The following is a 24,117-nucleotide window of genomic DNA, read 5'->3' on the forward strand; positions in this document are numbered from 1 at the left end:
TGTCTTCTCAATCATCAATGGATAATGACAGGTATATAAAAGATTGTTTTTATATTGCCGTGTTAATAAAACTTAAACTTCCTGTAAACTTGTAATGATAAAATTTGGAGATTATCTAGGAGGAATGGGGGGCTGTTCTGGAATATGCTTATCGTAGATTTCATTATATGCATGTGGTTATCCACTATAGTTCTGGTTTCAGATAACCTTAACCCCTAAATATATAGATTTCCGATTATGGATATAACCTCTGATTAGAGGCGCTATAAATTAAAAAGGCTCTTTTCGTAAACTTTGTTGCTATTTAATATGTAATTCGCAAGAAAACGCCGTAATTCCCCACAAATATCCTGGTAAGTAAGAAAGAAAAGAGCTACACCCTCCGTTTATAGAAGAAATCCTTCGTATCCGGGGGAAAATCCGGCTCTTGGGATTTTTCCGAAAGCAACAATTAATGCGAAAACAGCCATTAATAAAGAGCCGGTCCCAGTTAATAAAAGGGACCGGCTTTTACTCATAGTTTAAACTTGCCTAGTTCTTCGTTCATTTCTTCAGTCATTTCGTGAAGTTGACCGATTTTAGTATTCATCTGGGTAAAGAAATTCAGCTGCTCCTCGGTGGAAGCTGATATCTCTTCCGTACCTGCTGCTGTTTCTTCTGTAACAGCGGAAATGTTTTCAACTGCTGAAATCACTCTGCTCGTCATTTCATTCGATTGGTTCATTCCTTCTACAAGGGAACTCAGCTGCTTATATACCAGGGTGATTTTAGTTGAAATGTTTTCAAATGTTTCTTCGGTTTCGTTCATGGATGACAGCTGTTCCTGTGACAGGTCGTTGCCGTCATTCGACAATTCTATGATGGAGCCAATCCCTTCTTTGATGTTGAGAACCATCTTTCCAATCAGTCCAGTAGCTTTAGATGAATCTTCAGCAAGCTTTCTGACTTCTTCTGCCACGACCGCAAAGCCTTTTCCTGCCTCTCCTGCCCTGGCAGCTTCAATTGCAGCATTCAAAGCCAGCAGGTTGGTTTGATCCGCAATACTTTTTACTGAAGCGGAAGCCTGCTCAATTTCATCTGTGTACTTGGCGAACTGTTCGGCCGCCTGCATAATGTTCATAGAGGAGTGGGATTGCTGTTCAGAAAATGCTTTCTGTTTAGCCAATGTAGACTTTCCTATTGTGACCATCTCCAAGGCTTCTCTGCTGGTTTGTACGGAAAGATTGCTTTCATGTACATTCTTTCCAAACTCTTCGCCCATATTATTCATCAACTCGGCAGCAGCACTGATATCTTCAGAGATGGATTGGCTTCCCCGTGAAAGTTCTTCAGTAGAGACAGCTACCTGGCTGCTGCTTTCTGTAAGGCTCTGCATATGCACGTTTACTTCGTCTGTGAACGTTTTGACCCTGCCGCCAATGGATTCAACAGAAAGGACCGTCTGTTTCAGGTTTTGGACCATATCAGAAAAGGAAGATTGCAGCTTGTCAATTTCATAACGGCTGTCTTTCCGTCCGGCTTGTGATTGTACTGTTAAATCTCCATCCGCTACCCGTTCTGCGTCTTGCACAATCCTGTTTATTGGCTGCACAATCCTTTTCGACAAGTATAACGATAGTCCGACCGACATTAGAATCAGCAAAGCTGAAGCGATAATGGAGGAAAGGGTGATGAAAGCAATCTTTTGTTCTGTTTGTTTCAAGATTCCTTCGTACCACTCATCTGTTTGTTTATTCAATAGGTGCATGTCATTTAGAACGCCGGCAATTCGTAAAGACTGCCTTTTTACCTCAGCTGTATCCTGGCTTTCAAGTGCTTGTTCTGAAGCCGTTTTTAGCTGTTCGAACTTGGTGTCAATTTTACTGAGAGTTTCTTTCTCACTTTTGTTTTTCAATAGCTTGTCCAACTGGGTAATTTCTTCTTTCGCACCTTTCAACAGTGAGAGGGCTTCAGCTTTGTTTGAATCTGAAGAGTTGAAGGCGAAATTCCCCAGTGATTGTTTTGTGACAATCAGAGTTCCGTTGAGTGACTCTGCTCCTGTTAATACATGTACGTCATCTTTTGCGGAACTTTGTATATTGACAATCTGAAATATCATAAAGGCGATGATACTGATTGAAAATACGAGAGGGAGTACACCCAAGATGATCAATCTGCTTCGTAGTTTCATATATCCTGCTCCCTTGTTAATTTAAATTAATGGAAATGCTGCCTGAGATGATTTTCTCTTTGGCGGTCTCAATTGCATCCAATTGTTCATCTGACAATACGAGATTACGGATTGGCGCTAATCCAACTCCATTTTCCGCCAGGCCGAGCTCATAGATTTCCTGTTCGATCTTACCTTCTTTAACAAGGCTTTCAGCCACATCGAAGACAGCCACATCAATATTTTTCATCATGGATGTAACAACGGCTTTTTCCGCCACAAAATATTGGTCAGAGTCGACTCCAGCTGTAAAGACTTTGTTGTCTTGAGAAGCTTGGATAGCACCTACACCAGTAAAGCCGGCTGCAGGATAAAGAAAGTCTGCGCCTTCTTTAATTTGTTTCTCCGCAATTTTTCTGCCTAATTGTGCATCCCCAAAGTTATTCGCATATTCGTTGATGATGCTGATTTCCGGATTTATGTATTGTGCTCCTTGCCTGAACCCTTTTTCAAAACGATGGATGACAGGCACATCGGCCCCTCCGATGATTCCAAGTTTCTGATTCTTGCTGGACATCGCGGCAACCATTCCTACAAGGAAGCTTCCTTCATGTTCCTTAAAGGTGATGGAGGTTACGTTGTTGAGTTCTGAAACTCCATCAATGAGAAGAAATTGCTGATCAGGATGTTTTGCCGCGGTTTTCTCAATGGCTTCCTGTACAGAAAAGCCAAGGCCGATGACCAGGTCATTACCTTGTTTCGCAAGTTCTTCAAGAGGTGTTTCAAAATCACCATCCGGGGCTTCACGGTAATCAAAAAGGATTCCCAGTTCGTCTCGGGCCTTCTCCAGCCCTCTGAACGCCGAATCGTTAAAAGATTCATCCCCAAGACCGGTATCAGACAGAAGCACCCCGATCTTATATTCTTTTTCTGTTTCTGAAGTAGCAGCGCCTGAACATCCCGCCAGCAATAAGACAGCGATGATCAGAGAAGTAAGTAATGTTTTTCTCACTGATGTTCCCCCTAATCGGTTGTAGGACAATAAGAAGATGTCCGTACCTGTAATATCGGCATCCTTTTACTATTTGTTAAGAGTGATTCTTCTGGTAGAAATAAAAATAAAAGGAGAAGGGAGTCAAACTGCCTGTTAAACTCTTTTACTTTATTCAAGTTGGTGTGGATGAAAATAGGAAAAAACATTTGTCTGAATATGGTAAAGTTAAGTTGAGGTTTAATACGATTAGGAGAGGCTGCTATTGATACGAGAAAATATTATGGTAATGCTGTTTGTCTTTTTACTTTTGGCTGGGTGCGGTACAGGTGGCGGGCAAAATGGAATGGAAGTGGCAGAAGCTATGGACGAGGCTACTACAGAAGAAAAAATGGATAGGAGAGTTTATTCACTAGAGAACTTTGCTCCTTTAGAAGAAACAGATAAAGAGATGATAAGAGCCAAAGCGATGGAACAATTGATTAATGAATATATTCTTATGTATGAAGCTAAGTCCCAAGGCTTCTCTGTCTCCTATGAAGAAATTCAAGAGGTAATAGAATTTTATATAGAGACAGCAAAAGAAATAGATAACGAAAAATTCACTAGCATGCTGGATGAAATGGATATGTCCATAGAAGAATACTATAGAGAATATGCGTATGAATCGATAAAGGGAAAGTTATTGGAGAATAAACTGAATGACAATATAACAGCTGAAATGAAAACACCCCACGAACAAACAACAAAGTGGAACGAATACAAAGATGAAGTAATAAAAGAATTCAGGAAGAAGAATGCTGAGCAAATAAAAAAATTTACAGATGAGCGGATTTAACAGAACGCCATCAAAATTCTACAGACTAATAAAGAATTCAGAAACTTAACTTGTTTGTCTTCCGTCTAATAATTGGAATGAAGCACAGGCGAATAAGCGGGGAGGGGTAAACAGTGAAAAGAATGAAACACCTTTCATTTTGGATGTCGGCCATTATCTTAATGACAGGATGCCAATCACAGGCTGATACGGAACTGGACATAGAAATGAAAAGTGAAGAAGAACAGCAGAGAATTTTCGAGACTTATACCTATGATGATTATAGGAAGATTTTTGATGAAGTGGTGTCTGAAGCGGGTAAGCTCGAAGATGATAAAAAGCTAAACAAGTGGATCATACGGACATTAGGACAAGAAAAACTTCTTTATGAAAAAGATCTATCAGATGATGAAGTGTTGGAACTAGCAGAACAAGCGATGGTGGAAGATAAAGTGTGGAAATCCATTGCTGAAGAAGAATATGGAATCACTGTAACTGATGAAGAAGTCGATCAATTTATCAAAGAGGGACCTGATAAAAGTGACCTGCCGCAGCAGCAAGCTTATGCAGAAGCACTAGGGCTGAGCCTGGAGGAACTTAACCACGACTTCGACAGGGACCTTTATGAAAAGAATGTTATATGGTTAAAACTGAAACCCCATCTCGAAAAAAATATGATACATCTGATAATAATGAGCAGGTTGAGAAGTATGAAGAGGAAGTCGGAAAACAAGTTAACTAGTGTATATAAGTATGCGTTAAAGAATTATGTATTCAAGAGCTGGACCCGGCTTTTTATAGTGTGCAAAAACTAAACAAGGAGGCAGGCATTGTCTTTATTAGAGGTTGGCTTGAGAGGGGCTGGATACTCTGTGGTGATATTTTGATGGCAATAGGTCTTTTCTTTAGCTGGGCGTTAGAGTATATAATATCATCAGCTGTCAGAGGGGACCCCAATGAAAAATTGGCCAGAGGCTTGAGCCGCTGACCTTTTTTCTTTTGCTGATGGAAGTATGACCTTCATGAAGACTTTCATATCATGGGGTAAAAATAAATTTGCTACCAAAGTTTATCAAACAAGGGTTTTGTCGCAAGATTCGTATCAATCGCACCCGTTTCGGAATCGCCTCCGTATTTCCAGCTCCATACGTTTGCCGAATGAGAGGGTGTTCTTGGGTTGTAGGCAGGCGCATTTCTTTCTCCAGATGGTCGTGATCTTGCTTCGGCACTCCATAGGATAGTATCCGAATGAAGTTTGTCATTCTCTTTTGCTGCGGCACTATAAGAATTTTTAAAGGTCTCTTCTGAAAGATCGTGATAGAAGCCTGCTGTATAGCCTTTCGACTGAATCCCTTCATACCAGCCCCTCAGCCATGCAGCATCGACGTCCAATGCCTGCTCCAGGTTAGCAAAAATCGGGACCCCGGTTGGGATACCCATTCTCCTTGCGCTCGATACAGCATCCACCGCAGAGGTCATGCCGCTGCGGAAGCCTGTTGCGGAACTGAAATTATTATATATTGGAAGAAGCTTTGTGCCCCGGCTTCTCAAAAATTCAATTTCCACTCTGGACAGGCCCTCTGAAGCACCTTGAACAGTCGTTAAGCATCTTCCCCAGAAGAGCGGTTTTCCAAATCTCTTCAACACACTATTATATACATCACTTGTAACGCTTGATGCTGAGTCCACACCCCAATATGTTTTTACCATCAGGCTGATCTCCTTCCCTGATCCCTTTCATCTAATTTATATTACTTGCGGGGGAAAATAGACCAGTATGCCCTAAAAGGTACAAGTTCAAGTTGAAATCTCCTTGATTTGGTACGGGTAATATCAGAAGGTCAGACAAAAATTACCGTCCACAATTAAGTTGAGGACGGCAGTTGCATTGCTTAATTATTCGCAAAGAATTCAGCAAGTTCCTGGCTGTGTTTCCTGCGGGCTTTCCGGTGTGCTGCACGGTTATCAGCTGTTTCGTTCAACCACTTTTCCTCTTCCGTTTCAGGGATGATCTTTGGAACAGGGCATGGATTACCTTCATTATCCAAGGCTACGAAAGTGAGGAAGGAAATGGCGGCCACTGCCGTTTCCCCAGTCAGCAAGTTCTCTGAAGTCACTTTTACACAAACCTCCATAGAGCTGCTGCCGGTATAGGTCACCATAGCCTCAAGTGTGACGGCATCTCCGACCTTGATTGGTTTCAGGAAATCCACCGAATCAGTAGATGCTGTAACAACGGGGTTTCTTGCCATTTTATATGCCGCGATAGAAGCGACATCATCGATATAAGACATAAGTTTTCCGCCGAACAATGTTCCATGGTGGTTCGTATCGGGAGGAAGCACATGGCTTGTTTTGATTGTTCTCGTATCTTTCACTCTTTTGGATTCTTTCATCATAATCACCTTTCCAATATTGGTTCTTCTACTATAATTCACTAAATCAGATATAACAAACATGCTTGAATATTCTTATTAATAAATATTCATTTGGTGCGGGCCTAGGTTAAATGCAGCTGGTCTTGTTTCAATATTGAAAAACAGCTCAATAAAAAAAGCCGGAGAGATGACCTCCCCGGCTGAAAATACTATTCATATTTCTCTAATAAGTTAGCTAAAATGTGCTTTTTGTAGGATTCCAATTTGCGTTCCTCATAACGGCGAACACCTTTTTCCTTTAATTTTTCCACGTACCAGCCTTTGCTTCCGATATGCATTGAAATACACCCTTTCTTTGCGATTTATTGAATGGAATCAAGCGGCTTTTTCTGTAAATAACTGCTCTTTAAGATAGCAGCAATGTGTACGAAAAAAGCTTAAATGAAATATAAAATTTCAACGGGTCCCATTGTAACATCTATAATTTCATGACGAAAGGGGTATAGCCGAATTTATAAAATTCATTTCACCTCAAGCTTCTTTAGGTGGTAAGGCTGCTTGTTTAACGCTGTTTTGTTTTTCAATCTGAGTGAACATCACGTAGTATAAAACGGCACTCAGCGCTGCCAAAAGGGCAATAATGAAAAACGTCAATTGGTACCCCGCCCACAGTGAAAACGTAATGGACACCGGTGCGATGGTCCGTGCTAATGTGAACCGCATGCTTGCTGCAGCAAAATACTGGCCCCGCATATTCTCAGGGGCAAGATTGGAAATAAAGCTCTGTTGAATACCGACTGTCATAAGTTCTGCAAAAGTGAAAATAGCCATTGAAAGAATAAACATCCAAATCGAGGCTGTCTGACCAAATATAAAGATGGATACTGCATAGATCAACGAAGAAAGAACAAATACATTTCTTTCTCTAAATTTGGTCATCCACTTCGTGACCACAACAGTGAATAGTGCTACAAGAAGTCCGTTCTCTGAAAGGATCAGTCCAAATACCTGTTCACCTGTCAATGAAAAGGAAAGTAATGAAGCAGTTTCCATTGAATCTTTTATATAAACCGGAATTAGAAGGTCGAGCTGCATAAAAGTCTGGCCCACCAGGACACCTGCTACTATAAACAGAAAGAAGGTCCTGTCCCTAATTATCACTTTATAATCTTTAAATTGCTTTGTTAACGCGTGATACCACGCTTTTGATTGTCCGGTCGCTGCAGTAATTTCCTCTTGATTAAGAGGCGCCGTTTCTCTTGTCATTTTAGCAAGCATAAGACCAAGGATCATGCAGATGATCGCAGAAACTAAAAGCAGTTGGAAGCGATAGTGCACATAAAAAATACTTCCTAAGATGGGACCTATTACAACCGCAATATTGATAGATGTATAAAAAATAGCGAATACATGGCTCCGATGCTTTTCAGGGACTACATCTGCTACCATCGCCTGGCTGGCAGGCCAATAGAAGGATCCAAAAACGCTGGCCAAAGTGAAACAGACAAACCCCAGTGCTGCTGACTCGAGCCAGGGAGAGCTGGCAAAAGCAAAAACAAGAAAGGCCAAACCTTGCCCGAAAGAGGAGAGCACCATCATGGTCTTCCTGCCAAATCTGTCAGCACAATAACCGCCCATTAAGTTAGCAAATACCGCGAAAACCTGTGAGGCAATAAGCAGCAAACCAGCCATATGCTTCCCGAATGCCTCTGCAAAATATATTGTAAGAAACGGAAAGAACATCCAGAACGTAATGTTCATCATCGCTTCCCCGAAAAGCCTCACCTTCAAATTTCGATCCCAATCTCTGATTCTCATAATAAATCTCCTCGTTCACCCTTATTTAACCTTTAATATCATATAGGGGTATCCAGATAATTACAAGAGACTGTTTTAGGAAATCAAGAACGAAATTTTCATGCTGTTTACCGGCTAATCACTATACTTGAAGAGGATTTTTTGAATTTAGTATGGTGTTTACGGGCTAATCACTATACTTGGAGAGGCTTTTTGGAGTTTAATATGGTGTTTACCGGCTAATCACTATACTTGAAGAGGCTTAATGGATTTTAGTATGGTGTTTACGGGCTAATCACTATACTTGGAGAGGCTTTAATGGATTTTAGTATGGTGTTTACGGGCTAATCACTATACTTGGAGAGGCTTTTTGGAGTTTAATATGGTGTTTACCGGCTAATCACTATACTTGAAGAGGCTTAATGGATTTTAGTATGGTGTTTACGGGCTAATCACTATACTTGGAGAGGCTTTTTGGAGTTTAATATGGTGTTTACGGGCTAATCACTATTCTTGTGGAAGCTTTTTGCAGTTGTACAGTTAAACATATTTTATTTTCTTAAATGAATATGGAAAGCGGCTCTTTCTTTTTCTATCGGGAGCCTACAGGTAAATATTTACGGGAGTTAAAGGGCCGGGCAAGAAGGTTTCCTAAAGGGCGAAGAAAGATGAATTATAGTTACACCACAGCTGAAAAAGGGGAGAGATGATTAGGGGCAGATTTAAACTCCAAGGTATAATTAGAGACTGGCTTAGCCGGCGGCCACTAGTGCTGACAGTAAAATAAAACCAATCCGCAAAATGCGAATTGGTTTTTAGTCAATATTCTAATTAAAACGCCCAATCTCCATTACGGAACACAGGTTCAGATGTACCGTCTTCAGTAATGCCGTCGATATCCATTTCAGCAGATCCGATCATGAAGTCAACATGAGTGATACTGTTATTCAAGCCGGCTTTTTCAAGCTCGTCTTTGGACATTTTCTTTCCGCCTTCCACACAGAATGCATAAGCGCTTCCGATGGCAAGGTGATTTGAAGCATTTTCATCAAACAAAGTATTGTAGAAAAGAACATTGGATTGGGAGATAGGGGACTGGTGTGGAACCAATGCTACTTCACCAAGGTAATGTGAACCTTCATCTGTTTCTACCAGGCGCTTCAGAATATCTTCGCCTTCCTCGGCTTGAACTTCAACAATGCGTCCATCATTAAAAGTTAATTTAAAGTTGTCGATCACGTTTCCGCCGTAGCTTAGAGGCTTCGTGCTTGAAACGGTACCGTTAACACCCGTCTTCAATGGAACAGTGAAAACTTCTTCAGTCGGCATGTTGGCCATGAATTTTACATCTTGCTCAGACACACTTCCTGCTCCGACCCACATGTAGCCTTCAGGGAATTCGATTGTAAGGTCTGTACCAGGCGCTGTGTAATGTATTTTCTTGTAGTTCTTGCTATTAAGGTAATCCACTTTTTCATGCAGGTTCTTGTCGTGGTCTTTCCAAGCTTGAACAGGATCCGCTTGATCTGCGCGGACTGCTTTGAAGATAGCATCCCAAAGTCTGTCTACTTGCTCTTCGGCAGGGGCGTCAGGAAATACTTTAGCTGCCCACTTTTCGGAAGGCGCTGCCAAAACAGACCAGCTTACTTTATCTGATTGGATATAAGAACGATATTTGTCCATTGCCTGGCCGGCTGCTTTTTGGAAGTTTGCGATTCGCTCAGGGTTCACTCCTTTTAAAAGATCAGGAGATGCAGAAACGATGGACATGAAAGCAGCCCCGTTTTCAGCAAGCGTTTCCATTTCTTTGGCCTTCCACTCAGGGAATTCTGTGAATGCCTCATCAGGTGCCAAGTCATACTTGTAGCGGTTTACTGTGTCATCGTTCCAGTTTACATAGACATGCTTTGCTCCAGTTTCATAAGCTTTTTTTACGACAAGTCTTACAAACTCAGCAGCATCAAGGGAAGCATTGACAACCAAAGTTTGTCCTTGTTGAACATTGACACCCACTTTAACTGCTAGATCTGCGTATTTCTCAAGATTTTGTTTGAAATTATCCATATGTATTCTCCTTTAATTCAGAATCTTTCTAACTTCATTTTAACAATCAATAAGGCTTTTGCAAATTTTTTCATTTCAATTGAGTTAATTTCAACACCTCCTACTTTAGTTATATGTTTCTTTAGGCCGATTAATCTCATTTTCATAGCAGTTTAAGTCTTTCAAAGTGCTTTAAAGGAACTCTTGAGAATCAAAAAGTAAAAAAACCGGCTTCAACAGCCGGTTTTGATCATTCTCTGTCTTTTGGATTATTTAAAGAGAACAGCAGCCTGTATTCCGCTGGCCTCTGGACAAGATCTTGCAGCGTATATTGATCAAGAACATCGAGGTAGGCATTCAAGGCTTTGGCAAGTACATGTTTGAGCCCGCAGACAGGAGTTATAATGCAAGTGTTATTTTCGGGGGAAAAGCATTCCACCAGGTGAAAGTCTTCCTCTGTCTGTCTGACAAGAGCGCCGATATTGATCTCCATAGGGGTCTTGGCAAGCTTGATTCCGCCATTTCTGCCCCTGATGGTTTCAATAATTCCCATCTTTCCTAGCTCATGAGTCACTTTCATCAGATGATTCTTAGATATTTGGTAGGAGTCGGCAATCTCTTTGATATTAGCAAGCCCGCCATCTCCTTTGGTTGCCAGATAGATCAGTACGCGCAAAGAATAATCTGTATATAAAGTAAGCTTCAATTATTTCACCTTCAGTTGGTCATTCTGCTCAATTTGAGATAACCAGGATAGTTCCATTATACAATTTGATTCTTCCGCTGTCTAAATGTGTCTATTCAGTTAAAGATGTATTTAAAATATTGCTTTAAAGTTTTCCAGGGGATAACATAAAGATGTATTCAAAATATATCTTTAAGGAGCGATCAAATGTTAGCTCAAAAAACCATCGATATCATTAAATCAACTGCCCCAGTGTTAGAAGTAAAGGGTACTGAAATTACAACTGTATTTTATAATAAAATGTTTACGAACCATCCCGAGTTATTGAATGTTTTTAATCACGTCAACCAAAAGAAAGGGCGTCAGCAAACGGCGCTCGCCAATACTGTATATGCCGCAGCACAAAATATTGACCGTCTTGAAACGCTCTTGCCTGCAGTAAAGCAAATCGCCCACAAACACCGCAGCCTTGGAATCAAGCCGGAACAATATCCAATCGTAGGCGAGCACCTCCTGCTTGCTATTAAGGAGGTCCTGGGAGATGCAGCGACGGATGAAATACTGCAAGCCTGGGGAGAAGCCTACGGAGTCATAGCACAGGTATTCATCGATGTGGAAGAAGAAATGTATAAAGAAGCTGAAACAAAAGATGCTGGGTGGAGGGATTTTAAGAATTTCACAGTAATCAAGAAAGAAACAGAAAGTTCTTTGATTACTTCATTTTATCTTAAACCGAATGATGACCAGAAGGTGCCTTCATATTTGCCAGGTCAATACATTACGGTCAGGCTGGGGATTCCTGGTGAAAAATACCTTTTCAATCGACAGTACAGCTTATCGTCGGCAGCTAATAATGAGTACTTCCGCATTTCCGTCAAACGAGAAGCAGACTATTCTCCTGAAGGAAAAGTATCAAACTACCTTCATGATAATTTGAATGCCGGGGACGTCATTGAAGTGAGTGCACCGGCAGGGGACTTCTATCTTGAGCCACAGGAAAAATCTCCTGTCTCTCTCATCAGTGGAGGAGTTGGCATTACTCCAATGCTGAGCATGCTGGAAACCATTGCCCTGCACAATTCATCAAGGCAGACAGTTTTCATTCATGCCAGCCGGAATGAAGAAGTGCATGCATTTAAAGAAGACGTAAAAGAACTGATTGAAACAATGGATAACGGAAAAGCGTTCTTTGCTTATGAAAATCTTATTAATCCAGAAGCAGGTTACGATCACCTGGGTTACCTCAATAGAGAGGTATTGGACAGTCTTGTGGACAGAGACAGCATTTGCTATGTCTGCGGTCCTGCTCCATTCATGAAGGCAGTCATTTCTTCTTTAATGAGCGTAGGAATTCCTGAAAAACGCATCCGCTATGAGTTCTTCGGACCAGCCATGAAATTTGAATTTCAAGAAGCATGATTAAATAGTGAAAGGCGCCCGGGGAATGGATCCCGGCGCCTTTTATAGACTTGAAAACTCTTGGCTACGCCGTTGGTTCCAGAGAGCTTATAGCTTGGTGTGACTGTGAAGTATCCCAGCAATCCTTTGTTGAGTTATACGTAAGAATTCAAATAAGCGGAGATTTTCCGGTTAAGTTGTGAGAACTGCTTGGTGTTGGTGAATATAAGCGGATTTTTTCCGCTTAAGCCTAGAAAAAGGGCTCATTTTTGCGCATTTTAAGAAAATAAGGAGAATAATTCCGCTTATTTTACTTCTTTTTAGTGTTTTTTCTTAAATAAGCGGAATTTCTTCCCTTATTTTTAAAAGGCTGTTTTCGCGTATATTGCTGCTTTCGGAAAAATCCCAAGAGCCGGCTTTTTCTCCGGATACTAAGGCTTTTTTCTTTAAACGGAGAGAGATGCTCTTTTCTTTCTAGCTTATCAGGGATAATTTCAGCGGGATATGACATTAGCTTACGAAAATTATATTAAATAGCAACAAAGTTTACGAAAAACTCCCATGACGGCGCTTCCCGCCGCCACCATCTATCATCAAAATAGCCGTTGCCTTGTATAAGGTCTGCTTTTATAATTATCTGCCCATAATGAACCTAACAATACTGCCAGTCCGGAGACTCTTTGGTGGATCTTCTAATTGAAGATACCCTGTACGAAAAACTGGTTGTGACAGACTTGAAGAACCATCTATTGTGCCTGTGTGTGGTACGTATACAAAAATTTTGCATTAATTCGCCTGTCGCTTGTATTGTTAGTAATTTATTATGAGGTGACGTTGAAATGGAAGCAATGATTGAGCGGTGTGCAGGCCTAGATGTACATCAAGAAACAGTAGTAGCTTGTGTTTTGTTCGGTCCTTTGGATAAGAGACCTAAAAAAGAAATTCAAACTTTTCCAACCACTACATCAGGTCTTCTGGCGTTAAGTGATTGGTTAGCCTCACACGACGTAATAGATGCCGTCATGGAAAGCACCGGTGTGTATTGGAAGCCAGTCTGGAATGTACTTGAACATAGTGTGCGGCTAGTGCTTGCCAATGCCCGGCATGTTAAAAATGTTCCAGGAAGGAAAACAGATGTTAAAGATGCCGAATGGCTGGCAAAATTACTGCGGTCAGGATTAATCGAAAGCAGTTTTGTACCACCAGTAGATATTCGTGATTTGCGTGATTTAACTCGGTATCGAAAAAAGCTGATTAATTCTCGTACTGCCGAGCGCAATCAAATACACAAAATACTTCAAGACGCCAATATTAAGCTAACCTCTGTGTTTTCAGATTTATTTGGTGTTACCGGCTGTCGTATTCTTGAAGCACTCATTAACGGAGAAAAGATTGAACTCCACTCCCTTCAACAAATGGTAGACCCAAGAGTAAAGGCCTCCCTAACAGAAATTTATGAAGCGCTAAATGGACGTATCCGCAAACACCATTGTGATATGTTGCGTTTTCATTGGGAACATATCTCCTACCTGGATCAGACCATCGATAAAATAGTCGAACAGATTGATCAGGTACTCATTCCGTATCGAGAGGAATGCGAACTGTTAGATACGATACCTGGCGTGAATAAAGACTCAGCCGCGATTTTCATAGCCGAAATGGGAGTGGACATGTCGGTCTTTGGATCAGCAAAGCGTTTGGCATCTTGGGCGGGTGTAAGTCCCGGAAACTATGAGAGTGCTGGGATTAAAAAAAAGTAAAACTACCTATGGAAACAAAGCTCTCCGAACGGTTGCCGTAGAATGTTCATTCGCTACAGACAGACAGGTTAACCGCATTTCTGCACATCGAAAAAGAATTATGAAACGACAAGGGAAAGCCAAATCTCGTATCGCATCTGCTCATTTACTTTTAACAATTGCTTATAACATTTTAAAAACAAAAGAACCCTATCAGGAACTAGGCCCTGATTATTATCAGCAGAAAGAACAAAACAAAGACCTTAAAATAATTCAATATCTAAAGAAGAAAGGCTACAACATAGAATTAAGAGAAGATAAGTCTGCCTAAATAATAAGTAATATAGCTAACAGATCCTTGGCCCCCAAAAAAGTGAGAAGGTGGAGGGCTTAGCTTAGTGTTGCCTTCTGGCCAAAGGAGTTTTCATACAAAGAGCCTTCTAAAAAATTTCTACAGACATCTATATCCGAAGATTCGTTTACAAGACAGGACTAGTGAGTGAAAGTGGTGCCAGAAGTGAGGAACATATAGTGTGCCTTTTAGGCCGAACACTGTAAGAGAGACTGTCACTGAGATTTAACAGTACGTCTCTGAGCTTTCAAAACAAAAGAACCCGCTTAAAGCAGATTCTTCCCGAAAAACTCAATCCCCATCCACACGGTTTTTGAATGCTTCCTGTGTCACAATATATTCTTCGTCTTCAATTTTTTCTTTTGTGTGTTTTTCTGTCAGTGAGTCTGAAGGGTTGTTACCTGGATGGCCCTTCTTTTTATGCTGAAACGATTTTCCTCTGCTCATGATGAACACCTCTTTCCCTTTTTCCTGATGTTAGTTTTTCCACTGAGACAGATTTTATGAGAGCAAACACATTGGGTGGTGTGATTGTCAAAAAATGGTCAGAATAGAAGACCATGTGGCAACGATAAAAGGATATAATGAAAGTAAGGATTTTGAGTTGGCTCATTGCACAATAGCAATAAAGTGAAAAAAGAGCCTTGCTCAAAGATTGTTTAAAACTGAAGGGGGATGCTTATGGACTTATTTACTATCCTTTCTGAACAGCATATCAAGAAAGCGTACGAAGACGGAGAATTCGACCGGCTGCCAGGTTACGGCAAGCCTTTAAAACTGGAAGATGATTCACATATACCTCAAGAACTTCGTATGGCCCACCGCATCATGAAAAACGCAGGTTTTACAACGGAAGAAAACACTTTGAGAAAAGAGATGCTTCGGATAGAGGATTTAATCAGGGACTGCGAGGACCAGCTCGAGAAAGAAAGCCTGAAAAGGGACCTGAATGAAAAAATGCTGAAGTTTAACGGGTTGATGTCGAAGAAGAGAATCAACACGAATAGTTCTGTTTTTAAAAACTATGAACATAAAATAGAAAAGAAGCTGCTATAAAGAAAAGGAGTATCCCAACTGCATCGGGATACTCCTTTTTCAATGTCTTAAATGAACCATGACTGGATATTTGTAAATAGGATGGCCAATTATTTATTATCGATGTTGGCTTGGATTTTTTCTGCGCTTTTAACTGTTTCATTTATATATGAAGCAATGGTGCCAGTATCTTCATTCAATGTCTCGATGGTTGCACTGACCTCTTCCAGCCCGGCTGAAGCTTCTTGAATGACGGCGGCGAGTTCTTTCGTAGAAAGCTCAGCATGGACGGTTTGTTCTTTTACAGAGTCGGAATTAGCAGCCATTGTATGGAATTCAGATTGAAGCAGCTGAAGCTTGGATCTCAGTTCCTTGAACGAACTGCTAACATCTCCAACGGCCTGGATGTTTTCGGACAGCTTGCTGCTGCTCAGGTTCATCTTCTGCAAAGCTGTGGAATTAGTCTGATTAACAGCTGTCAGGTTTTCATTGATTCTAGCGGCCGTGTTACTTGTCATCACAGCTAGTTTTCTGATTTCATCTGCCACTATTGAGAAGCCTCTTCCTGCCTCACCCGCTCTTGCTGCTTCGATGGAAGCATTAAGGGCCAGCAGGTTAGTTTGTTCTGTTATCCCCTGGATGATTCCGACGAAGCTGTTTGTTTCTTCGAATTTATTTGTCAGTTCAGCGAACGTGATACTAAGTTCGTCAATGAGTATGTTCAACTCATTCATATCCAGCTGAAGTCCGTCTGCTTTCTCTGTTCCATTGACAGCGGTTGTATTGGCTTCTTCCGAATGTTGAAACAGCACTTCCGCCATGGAAGCCATGCCTTCCATTTGATTCATCGTTGTCTCAGAAATGGAAGCTATACTGTTGATTTGGTCGCTTTGAGTCTGGCTTCCGGCTGAAATTTCCTGCAGGGCAGTTTTCATTTCATTATGGGAGAGCAAATGATGCTGAATCTGGTCATTCACTTTATTGATGCTCTTGAAAATGGTGTGCAGTTCTGATTCCAAGAGTGCCTTTTGATTCTCTTTTCTTACACTTTCAGCTTCAGCGTCAATGATGAATTGCTGCAGTTGTGAAAATTGGTTCGTATTGAGTTTGACGACAATGTACAGCAGAATCCCCAGCATTATGTATACGAGAATTCCAGGGATAAAGATAGAATCAATCTCTCCAGGTCCCGTAAAGAATTGTTTATTGAGTATAAATAGAATGAAACCCGATCCATATCCAATTGCGAATAGAGAAAGCTTAAAGTGAAGTGCCGATATGACTGCCAGAAAAAGCAAAATGATTAAATTGTTTCCTGAACCGCCATTCACCAGGATGTCGACTCCGATTATTATGTAGACAACAGGTAAAGTGAAGAGAGGGAATAAGGAATATTTCTTTATAGATACATGGAAAATTAGAAAGAAAACAATCATAGCTCCTAACTGGGTTGAGTAAAGGATTGTTTCTATCAAAGGATTTTTATTAAAAACAGTATAAAGGATTGCTGCAATCAATGAAGCTGAGTAGAGAAGCAGCATCAAAAGATTCTTCTTTTTTAAATCCTGCAGTTTTAAACCATCAATGGTCATGGTACGTCTCTCCTGTCGATTAGTGATGCATTCTACTTATTTTATCGTAAATTTTCGTAATTTTTCAATAGTTAAAATGGAAAATTATATAATATAATGGAATTTTTAATGAGCATGATGTGCTTCTTCGAATGCTTTAATTATAAAATCGCTGACCGAAGCCATGAATTTTATACATATGACTGTTTTCAATAGGAAATTTATGAGGTGAAAACTAGTAAAACATTGAAATGCAAAATTTGTCCTTGAATAATTTCATGACCATCCGATATAAAAAGAAAGAATAATTATATAGGGTGAATTCTATGGATAAAACATCATTTATTGGAGTTATTTTAGGTATTGCTGCAGTTGGAGTCGGAATGGTTCTTAAAGGGGTACCGGTTAATGCTATATTTAACCCCGCAGCCATCTTGATTATCATTATGGGTACAATCGCTGCAGTGACGATTGCATTCCCGACATCTGAAATAGTGAAAGTGCCGAAACTTTTCGGTGTCATCTTTAAGGAAACAAAGATGCAGGAGCCTCAAGAAACCATCCGAATGTTCTCGGAATGGGCTGACCTGGCAAGAAGAGAAGGGCTGCTTGCTCTTGAAGCCAAGACAAATGAGATTGAAGATCCATTTTTGAAAAATGGGATGGGACTTGCTGTTGATGGACAAAGTGCTGATTACATCAGAGATGTGTTGAATGAGGAAATTGATGCAATGGAAGAGAGGCACCAAGCTGGCGCTGCGATATTTTCCCAGGCAGGTACATATGCTCCGACCCTCGGAGTTCTGGGAGCAGTAATCGGATTGATCGCGGCACTCACCGATATGAATGACATCGACCACCTTGGAAAGGCCATCTCAGCTGCTTTTATTGCCACCTTGATGGGGATTTTCACTGGTTATGTACTATGGCATCCATTTGCTAATAAGCTGAAGAGAAAGTCCAAGCAGGAAGTTAAACAAAAGACAATGATGATAGAAGGAATTCTATCTATTATCGAAGGGGAAGCTCCTCGTGTGATTGAACAGAAACTTGCCTCATACCTGCCGTCAAGTGAAAGAAAACGAATCATGGAAGAGGAAGTGGGTAATGATGAGGCGGCGTAAAAAAAGCAGCATGATGATCATATGGATGAATCCTGGCTTATCCCTTACGCTGATCTTTTGACACTGCTTCTGGCACTATTCGTTGTTCTTTTTGCTTCCAGCAGTGTTGATGCGCAAAAGTTTAATGCAATGTCCCAAGCCTTTAATCAGATATTCACTGGAGGTGCCTCTGTAATGGATTATCCTTCCCCTGTGCCGGAGAGTGATCTTGGGGAGAACAAGAAGGCAGATGAAGAAAATCCGATGACAGTTGATGAAGTTGAGGCAGCGAAAAAGAAGGACAGACAGGAACTGGAAGAACTTGAGAGGAAAGTCAACGGTTATATAACAGCTAATCAGCTGCAGAAACAATTTGCTGCAGAACTTACTTCTGAAGGCCTGCTTCTGACAATAAGGGATAATGTGCTTTTTCAATCAGGGTCGGCGAACGTAGCCGCAAAAGATGAGGGAGTGGCAAGGGAGTTATCAGGTCTTCTTGAAATGGATACACCTCGGAGTGTCATCATCAGCGGGCATACCGACAATATCCCAATTTCCACTGCCAACTATGATTCCAATTGGGAGCTTAGTGTTATGAGGGCAGTCAATTTCATGAAAATTGTCTTAAGAAACCAAAACCTTGATCCCCGCTGGTTCAGTGCCAAAGGCTTTGGTGAATTCAAGCCTTTGGCTGATAATAGCACAAAAGAAGGCAGAGCCAAAAACAGAAGAGTGGAAGTATTGATCCTGCCGAGAGTGATTCAGTAAATATTGGATAAAAAAAGAGGCTGGGACAAAAGTAGAAAACTAATTGATGCAAGTAGAAATCATCGAAAATAAAACCGCATGAGATCAAGGTTATATACTTGACCTCATGCGGTTCATTTTTGTTATTAGGCTCTTACCTTAAAGATGTTATTTTTTAGATTAGGTTTTCCGCCAGTTCCTGATCGTAGGCGGATTGGAGCGGAAGGTGTGCGACCTCCTGCGGGACTAGCGGGACAGGTGAGACCCCGCAGGCAAAGCCGAGGAGGCTCAGCGCCCGCCCCGCGGAGTCGTGCACCTGGAGCGGAAATCCTTTCTTTATACTCAGACACATTCTTTTGAAAAGAGCTTTTTATAAGGTTTTGTCCCAGCCTCTTATTTTTTATAGCTGAAGTCAGGCTGTTTAAGTAAGATAGTAATTTACTGCAGGAATTTTTTGTGAGTTTTACAAACAGCCGAAGGGGTAATTAATCCTTAGTCAATTATCAGGGGGTTTAGAAAATTGGAAGGGTTTTTAGAAGCAGTAGGATCAGTCTCGGCATGGTTGTGGGGACCGCCAGTAATTATCATATTAGCAGGTACAGGTATTTACCTGACAATATTATTGAAATTTGTGCAATTTCGATATCCGATTTACATATTTCAGCAAACGTTAGGAAGTATTTTTAAGAAGCCGAAAGGTGAGGGGACGGTCACCCCACTGCAGGCCTTGACCTCCGCACTTTCAGCGACGATTGGGGCAGCGAACATTGTAGGAGTTCCGGCTGCAATCATGTTTGGCGGCCCTGGAGCGCTGTTCTGGATGTGGGTCATCGCTTTAATGGGCATGGCACTCAAATTTTCTGAAAGTGTACTGGCGGTAAGATACCGTGAGAAAAATGAACAAGGCGAATTTGTCGGCGGACCGATGTATTATATGAAGAATGGTCTGAATATGAGGTGGCTTGGTGTTTGGTTTGCATTTGCTTTGATGATCGAATTGATCCCCAGCATCATGGTTCAGGGTAACGCAGTTGCTTCAACTGTGCAGGAATCCTTTGAAGTGAGCGGCTGGATCACAGGTGTGGCTATAGCAGCAGTGGTATCGCTGATCGTTTTCGGAGGAATTAAGCGAATAGGAAAGGTAACTGAGACTCTGGTTCCTTTCATGGCATTCCTTTATGTCGGTGCGTGTTTGGCCATCTTGTTCATGAACTTGGAAGAGCTGCCCAATGTATTGAATCTTGTATTTACACATGCCTTTCAGCCAATGTCGGCAATTGGAGGATTCGCAGGTGCAGCGGTGGCTGAAACCATTCGCTGGGGATTTGCCAGAGGACTGTACTCCAATGAAGCAGGACTTGGAACAGCACCTATCGCCCATGCTGCAGCAACGACGGACCATCCGGTAAGACAGGGATTATGGTCTATTATAGGAATCGTTATTGATACACTGATCGTTTGTACGGCAACCGGCTTTGTAGTGATTTCATCAGGTGTATGGACAGCTGAGGGTGCATTGGAAAATCCATCAGCATTAACCACTCAGGCATTTTCCAATTATCTCGGCAACACAGGAAGCTTCCTCGTGACATTTTCAATGATTTTCTTTGTATTATCAACTATTGTAGTTATTATTTTCTATGGATCGAAACAAGCGGAGTTTCTATTTGGACTGAAAGCCGCCATAATTATCAAATTTGTCTATATAGCTGCAATCATACTGGGTTCGATGGGTGCTGCGAGGGTAATCTGGCAATTCCTTGATCTTGCACTTGTGGCCATACTGGTACCTAATATCATCGCGGTACTGCTTCTCAGCAAAGAAGTGAAGAGGCTTACTCAAGAGTTTTTCACTTCGGATAAATATTACCTCAAGGATATTGGAGAGAAGTAAATAACCTGGTTAAGGATCTGGCTGGTGTAAAGATGCATCAGCCAGTTTTTATATATAAAGTGGAAGCGCCCTGTACAGGCCCGACAGTCATAATGTTCTACGCAGCGGCAATTTCTGCATACTGAATTCTTATTTTCTACACAATTGGCAATAGCTCGCCACTTACTCTTATTTTCCGGGAAATATTTTAAAAGGAAATTATTTCTTGCGTCAATTTCTGCATTTAACGATCCGCACATCGACTGGTTTTGAAATTAGAAAAAAAGGATAAATACCGGGAAAAGGCGGTGATCAAGATGAAGACGGATGTGTTTATATCAGGCGGTGGCATTGGAGGACTTACACTTGCACTTAAGCTTGCAAAATGCGGTGTTGATGTAACAGTGATCGAAAGGCTTCCTGGTCCGACACCTGTATATAAAGGCGAACTTCTTCAGCCTAAAAGCCTTCAGATTTTTGACGAATTAGGGCTTTTAGAGGAGATAAAAGCAAACGGCCATGTTATCGAAGAATTAAATCTTGTGGAAATAGATAAAAATTCGGGTTCCATGGATGAATCCAATATGAAATACAACGTGGTGCCTGGTGAATATTCCTTTTCACTGATGATTCACCATGAAAAATTGAAAGAAATCATCAGGGATGCTGCACTTTCCTATCAGGCTTTCCATTATAAGTCAAACAGCAGCTGCAAAGGATTCTCTAATGGCAACGCCATAGTGGAAGATAGAAAAGACAAGAAAGAAGAGATGTATGAAAGCTCCTTTTTCATAGGTGCGGAAGGACGCACCTCGGTTACGAGGAATGAAATGGGAATTGATAAAGAGGAAAACCAGTACAACCACCATTTTCTCACTGTCACTTTTCCCAGGCCTCCCTCTTTTACCAAGGGAAAAATCATTTCAACCTTTGACCGTTTCCTTGGGCTTTTTCCGCTCCCTAATAACGAAGTACGTTCGGTCTACCTCATTCCGGCAGGCGAGTATAAGGAGTTGCGGAAAAAACCAATAGAGCATCTTTACGATTTATATATTGAATTATGTCCTGAGATGGAGGGATACGTGAACCAGATCCCTAACTGGAAAACCATTCAGCTGATGGTACCGGTAGCTTATCATACAAAAGAATATATAAAAGGGAATAAAGTACTTATTGGAGATGCTGTCCATACCGTCCACCCAATGGCTGGGGAAGGAATGAACATGGCCATACAGGACGGAGACGTTCTCGGGGAGCTTCTGTGTGATATGTATTCTCAAAACAAATTAAACTCAGAAAATCTTAAGTGGTACCCTCATGTACGGAGGGAAAGAGTTAAAAATCAAATGAAGCTGAGTCATCTTTCTGCCCTGGCCTATTCTTATCCCTACAGGTCGGTCGGAAAGCTGAGAAAGAGGAGTTTGATGAGAATTGAGCAGGATCCCATCCTTCACTTCAAACAAATGCTGAACATATCAGGGCTCGGCATGTGGGAGGACACAATAAAAGACCGGCTTATCCAAGGCGGCCTGCTTCCAAAAAGGAGCACACCCCTTACAGAGAAAGAAAAAGAGGCAAAGTTATTCACGGATAGACAAGACTATCCATGGAAACGGAAGGAGCAGCTAATATGATAAGAGAGTATATAAGGGTTTGGCGGGCGAGGGGCTGGATGAAACAAAATATGCCGTTTCTTAGAAGCTGGCATGCCTATGTAGGATACGAGCTGGATTTGTTCAAGTCATTTAATAAACCTGCTTCAATTAAAAAAGTGGCAGCGGAGAGAGAGCTTGAGTATGATCTTCTAAAACAGTGGGTTGAGGTAGGGATCATCCTTAAGCATTTCAAAAGGATGTCGGCGGAAAAAGTAAAAACCATTAAGAAATGGAAACTGCCGAAATCAAAATCCAATCGATTTTCTTCAGGGATTATTCTAAAGGAAATGATGGAACTTCATATACCTTCTTTACTGGCATATCCCGAACTTCTCAGGAATCAAAGTAAGCAGCATTTTGATTCCACTGTACATGGACCGACGGTTGCCAAAACATCATCACTATTGGAACAGCTTGCTTATCCAAAAATTGAAAAGGTAATGAAAAAGTACAAAGTGGATTCCATTATTGATGTCGGCTGTGGAGAAGCGGGGTATTTACGGAAATTGTCAAAGAAGTTCCCCGATAAAAAAATGGTAGGCGTTGAAGTGAACGAGGAAGTAGCCGACAATGCAAGAAACGCCGTGAAAGAACATGGGAACATTGAAATCCTGAATAAGGACATAAATGAGTATCAGCCGGAGAGTAAGTACAAGCTTGTAATGGCCAACAACCTTCTTCACTATATAGAGCCGGGTGACAGGACCGGTTTTTTCCAAAATGCTGCTCAATGGATTAAAAAGAATGGAGTGCTTTCTATCATAACCCCCATTCAGAAACCCAAGCATGGAAAAGAATTTTCCAGTGCCTTTAATAGTTTTTTCATGACCTTTGATAATCTGTATCCAGTTCCGACAGAAAAGGATTTAAAGAGTTTTGCAAAAGAATCCGGACTTAAGATGGTTTCCATTGATCCCATTATTAAAGAAGGCGGCTGGTATATTGCTGTTTTTAAAAAATAAAAAATTCCATAATATAATATCCCCAAGCATGTTTTTAAGAAATTGCACAGGGAATAAATGAAGTGTAGAAAAAATGCAAAGCAAAAGGAGAGGTTACAATGGCAAAGATCGCATGTTTAGTAACAGATATGTTTGAAGATGTGGAGTATACCAAACCAGCAGATGCATTTAAAGAAGAAGGACACACAATCGTGACGATTGAGAAACAATCGGGCAAGACAGTGGAAGGAAAGCAGGGAGAGGCGAAGGTTTCAATTGATGAAGGCATCGACAATGTGAACCCAGATGACTTCGACGCCCTATTCCTGCCGGGAGGATTTTCTCCAGACCAATTACGCGCAGATGATCGTTTTGTACAATTCACGAAAAGCTTTATGGATGCTGACATGCCAGTATTCGCTATCTGCCATGGCCCGCAGCTCCTTATCACAGCCAAGTCACTCGAGGGAAGAACAGCGACAGGATTCAAATCCATCAAGGTCGACATGGAATATGCAGGTGTTGAATACAAAGATGAAGAGGTTGTTGTCTGCAAAGACCAGCTTGTTACAAGCCGAAATCCAGATGACATCCCGGCATTCGTCCGTGAATCACTGAAATTATTAAAAAATGCATCATAGAGATCTACTGAAAAGAGGCTGGGACAAAAGTAGAAAACTAATTGATGCAAGTAGAAATCATCGAAAATAAAACCGCATGAGGTCAAGGTTATATACTTGATCTCATGCGGTTCATTTTTGTTATTAGGCTCTTACCTTAAACATGTTATTTTTTAGATTAGGTTATCCGCCAGTTCCTGATCGTAGGCGGATTGGAGCGGAA

Annotated in this window: 22 protein-coding genes; 12 read left to right on the top strand and 10 right to left on the bottom strand. The window is 41.2% G+C overall.

Features of this window, described 5'->3' with window-relative positions:
- Window positions 1–514: 514 nt before the first annotated feature.
- Window positions 515–2,170: a methyl-accepting chemotaxis protein gene (locus B9Z54_RS17195; protein ID WP_113929638.1), complete on the bottom strand. Its 1,656-nt coding sequence runs from the start codon at window positions 2,168–2,170 to the stop codon at window positions 515–517.
- Window positions 2,171–2,186: 16 nt separating this feature from the next.
- Complete coding sequence (locus tag B9Z54_RS17200; protein WP_113929639.1) at window positions 2,187–3,161, bottom strand: BMP family lipoprotein; 975 nt, start codon at window positions 3,159–3,161, stop codon at window positions 2,187–2,189.
- A 244-nt stretch (window positions 3,162–3,405) separates the two neighbouring features.
- Between B9Z54_RS17200 and B9Z54_RS17205 the strand changes: the two genes are divergently transcribed.
- Together B9Z54_RS17205 and B9Z54_RS17210 are read left to right on the top strand one after the other, a co-directional pair.
- Entirely contained in the window at window positions 3,406–3,978 is a 573-nt protein-coding gene (locus B9Z54_RS17205; protein ID WP_113929640.1) for a SurA N-terminal domain-containing protein, read from the top strand.
- 113 nt (window positions 3,979–4,091) lie between these two features.
- The gene (locus tag B9Z54_RS17210; RefSeq protein ID WP_113929641.1) at window positions 4,092–4,772 is read left to right on the top strand and encodes a hypothetical protein; all 681 of its coding nucleotides are present in this window, start codon (window positions 4,092–4,094) and stop codon (window positions 4,770–4,772) included.
- 244 nt (window positions 4,773–5,016) lie between these two features.
- Here B9Z54_RS17210 and B9Z54_RS17215 read toward each other — a convergent pair whose 3' ends face one another.
- The 6 genes from B9Z54_RS17215 to B9Z54_RS17240 all read right to left on the bottom strand — a co-directional run bounded on the left by B9Z54_RS17215 (window position 5,017) and on the right by B9Z54_RS17240 (window position 10,881).
- Window positions 5,017–5,667, bottom strand: a complete 651-nt coding sequence (locus B9Z54_RS17215) for a glycoside hydrolase domain-containing protein (RefSeq protein ID WP_113929642.1) — start codon at window positions 5,665–5,667, stop codon at window positions 5,017–5,019.
- A 182-nt stretch (window positions 5,668–5,849) separates the two neighbouring features.
- A complete protein-coding gene (locus B9Z54_RS17220; RefSeq protein WP_113929643.1) occupies window positions 5,850–6,353 on the bottom strand; it encodes an acyl-CoA thioesterase in 504 nt (167 codons plus the stop codon).
- Window positions 6,354–6,544: 191 nt separating this feature from the next.
- Window positions 6,545–6,673, bottom strand: coding sequence for a DUF2639 domain-containing protein (locus tag B9Z54_RS17225; protein ID WP_006838944.1), 129 nt, complete (start codon window positions 6,671–6,673; stop codon window positions 6,545–6,547).
- A 193-nt stretch (window positions 6,674–6,866) separates the two neighbouring features.
- Complete coding sequence (locus B9Z54_RS17230; protein ID WP_113929644.1) at window positions 6,867–8,153, bottom strand: MDR family MFS transporter; 1,287 nt, start codon at window positions 8,151–8,153, stop codon at window positions 6,867–6,869.
- Between the two features lie 810 nt (window positions 8,154–8,963).
- Window positions 8,964–10,196, bottom strand: a complete 1,233-nt coding sequence (locus B9Z54_RS17235; protein ID WP_113929645.1) for an aminopeptidase — start codon at window positions 10,194–10,196, stop codon at window positions 8,964–8,966.
- Window positions 10,197–10,425: 229 nt separating this feature from the next.
- Window positions 10,426–10,881 (bottom strand): RrF2 family transcriptional regulator, encoded by a 456-nt coding sequence (locus tag B9Z54_RS17240; protein ID WP_113929646.1) that lies wholly within the window; start codon window positions 10,879–10,881, stop codon window positions 10,426–10,428.
- A 186-nt stretch (window positions 10,882–11,067) separates the two neighbouring features.
- On the opposite strand from B9Z54_RS17240, the gene hmpA reads away from it, so the two are divergent.
- The 3 genes from hmpA (at window position 11,068) to B9Z54_RS25855 (ending at window position 14,328) form a co-directional block, all read left to right on the top strand.
- Window positions 11,068–12,279, top strand: coding sequence for an NO-inducible flavohemoprotein (gene hmpA, locus B9Z54_RS17245; RefSeq protein WP_113929647.1), 1,212 nt, complete (start codon window positions 11,068–11,070; stop codon window positions 12,277–12,279).
- Between the two features lie 818 nt (window positions 12,280–13,097).
- Window positions 13,098–14,018: an IS110 family RNA-guided transposase gene (locus B9Z54_RS17250; protein WP_240189991.1), complete on the top strand. Its 921-nt coding sequence runs from the start codon at window positions 13,098–13,100 to the stop codon at window positions 14,016–14,018.
- Window positions 13,996–14,328, top strand: coding sequence for a hypothetical protein (locus tag B9Z54_RS25855; RefSeq protein WP_240189992.1), 333 nt, complete (start codon window positions 13,996–13,998; stop codon window positions 14,326–14,328). Before B9Z54_RS17250 ends, B9Z54_RS25855 begins: the two co-directional genes overlap by 23 nt.
- A gap of 312 nt (window positions 14,329–14,640) precedes the next feature.
- On the opposite strand, the gene B9Z54_RS25320 is transcribed toward B9Z54_RS25855, so the two are convergent.
- Window positions 14,641–14,796: a hypothetical protein gene (locus B9Z54_RS25320; RefSeq protein WP_187444522.1), complete on the bottom strand. Its 156-nt coding sequence runs from the start codon at window positions 14,794–14,796 to the stop codon at window positions 14,641–14,643.
- Between the two features lie 234 nt (window positions 14,797–15,030).
- Between B9Z54_RS25320 and B9Z54_RS17255 the strand changes: the two genes are divergently transcribed.
- The gene (locus tag B9Z54_RS17255) at window positions 15,031–15,405 is read left to right on the top strand and encodes a DnaJ family domain-containing protein (protein WP_113929648.1); all 375 of its coding nucleotides are present in this window, start codon (window positions 15,031–15,033) and stop codon (window positions 15,403–15,405) included.
- An 89-nt stretch (window positions 15,406–15,494) separates the two neighbouring features.
- Here B9Z54_RS17255 and B9Z54_RS17260 read toward each other — a convergent pair whose 3' ends face one another.
- Window positions 15,495–16,976 (bottom strand): methyl-accepting chemotaxis protein, encoded by a 1,482-nt coding sequence (locus tag B9Z54_RS17260; RefSeq protein WP_113929649.1) that lies wholly within the window; start codon window positions 16,974–16,976, stop codon window positions 15,495–15,497.
- Between the two features lie 305 nt (window positions 16,977–17,281).
- Between B9Z54_RS17260 and motA the strand changes: the two genes are divergently transcribed.
- The 6 genes from motA (at window position 17,282) to B9Z54_RS17290 (ending at window position 23,915) form a co-directional block, all read left to right on the top strand.
- A complete protein-coding gene (gene motA / locus B9Z54_RS17265) occupies window positions 17,282–18,079 on the top strand; it encodes a flagellar motor stator protein MotA (RefSeq protein WP_113929650.1) in 798 nt (265 codons plus the stop codon).
- A 21-nt stretch (window positions 18,080–18,100) separates the two neighbouring features.
- Complete coding sequence (motB, locus tag B9Z54_RS17270; RefSeq protein WP_113929651.1) at window positions 18,101–18,826, top strand: flagellar motor protein MotB; 726 nt, start codon at window positions 18,101–18,103, stop codon at window positions 18,824–18,826.
- A 499-nt stretch (window positions 18,827–19,325) separates the two neighbouring features.
- Window positions 19,326–20,699: an alanine/glycine:cation symporter family protein gene (locus tag B9Z54_RS17275; protein ID WP_113929652.1), complete on the top strand. Its 1,374-nt coding sequence runs from the start codon at window positions 19,326–19,328 to the stop codon at window positions 20,697–20,699.
- A 296-nt stretch (window positions 20,700–20,995) separates the two neighbouring features.
- Window positions 20,996–22,312 (top strand): FAD-dependent oxidoreductase, encoded by a 1,317-nt coding sequence (locus tag B9Z54_RS17280; RefSeq protein WP_113929653.1) that lies wholly within the window; start codon window positions 20,996–20,998, stop codon window positions 22,310–22,312.
- Window positions 22,309–23,295 carry a class I SAM-dependent methyltransferase gene (locus B9Z54_RS17285; protein ID WP_113929654.1) on the top strand — a complete coding sequence of 329 codons (987 nt, stop codon included), beginning with the start codon at window positions 22,309–22,311 and terminating at the stop codon, window positions 23,293–23,295. Before B9Z54_RS17280 ends, B9Z54_RS17285 begins: the two co-directional genes overlap by 4 nt.
- A 98-nt stretch (window positions 23,296–23,393) precedes the next feature.
- Complete coding sequence (locus B9Z54_RS17290; RefSeq protein WP_113929655.1) at window positions 23,394–23,915, top strand: type 1 glutamine amidotransferase domain-containing protein; 522 nt, start codon at window positions 23,394–23,396, stop codon at window positions 23,913–23,915.
- Window positions 23,916–24,117: the final 202 nt, after the last annotated feature.

Origin of the sequence: Bacillus sp. P14.5 (assembly GCF_003316765.1) — a bacterium.
Taxonomy (GTDB): domain Bacteria; phylum Bacillota; class Bacilli; order Bacillales; family Bacillaceae_B; genus Rossellomorea.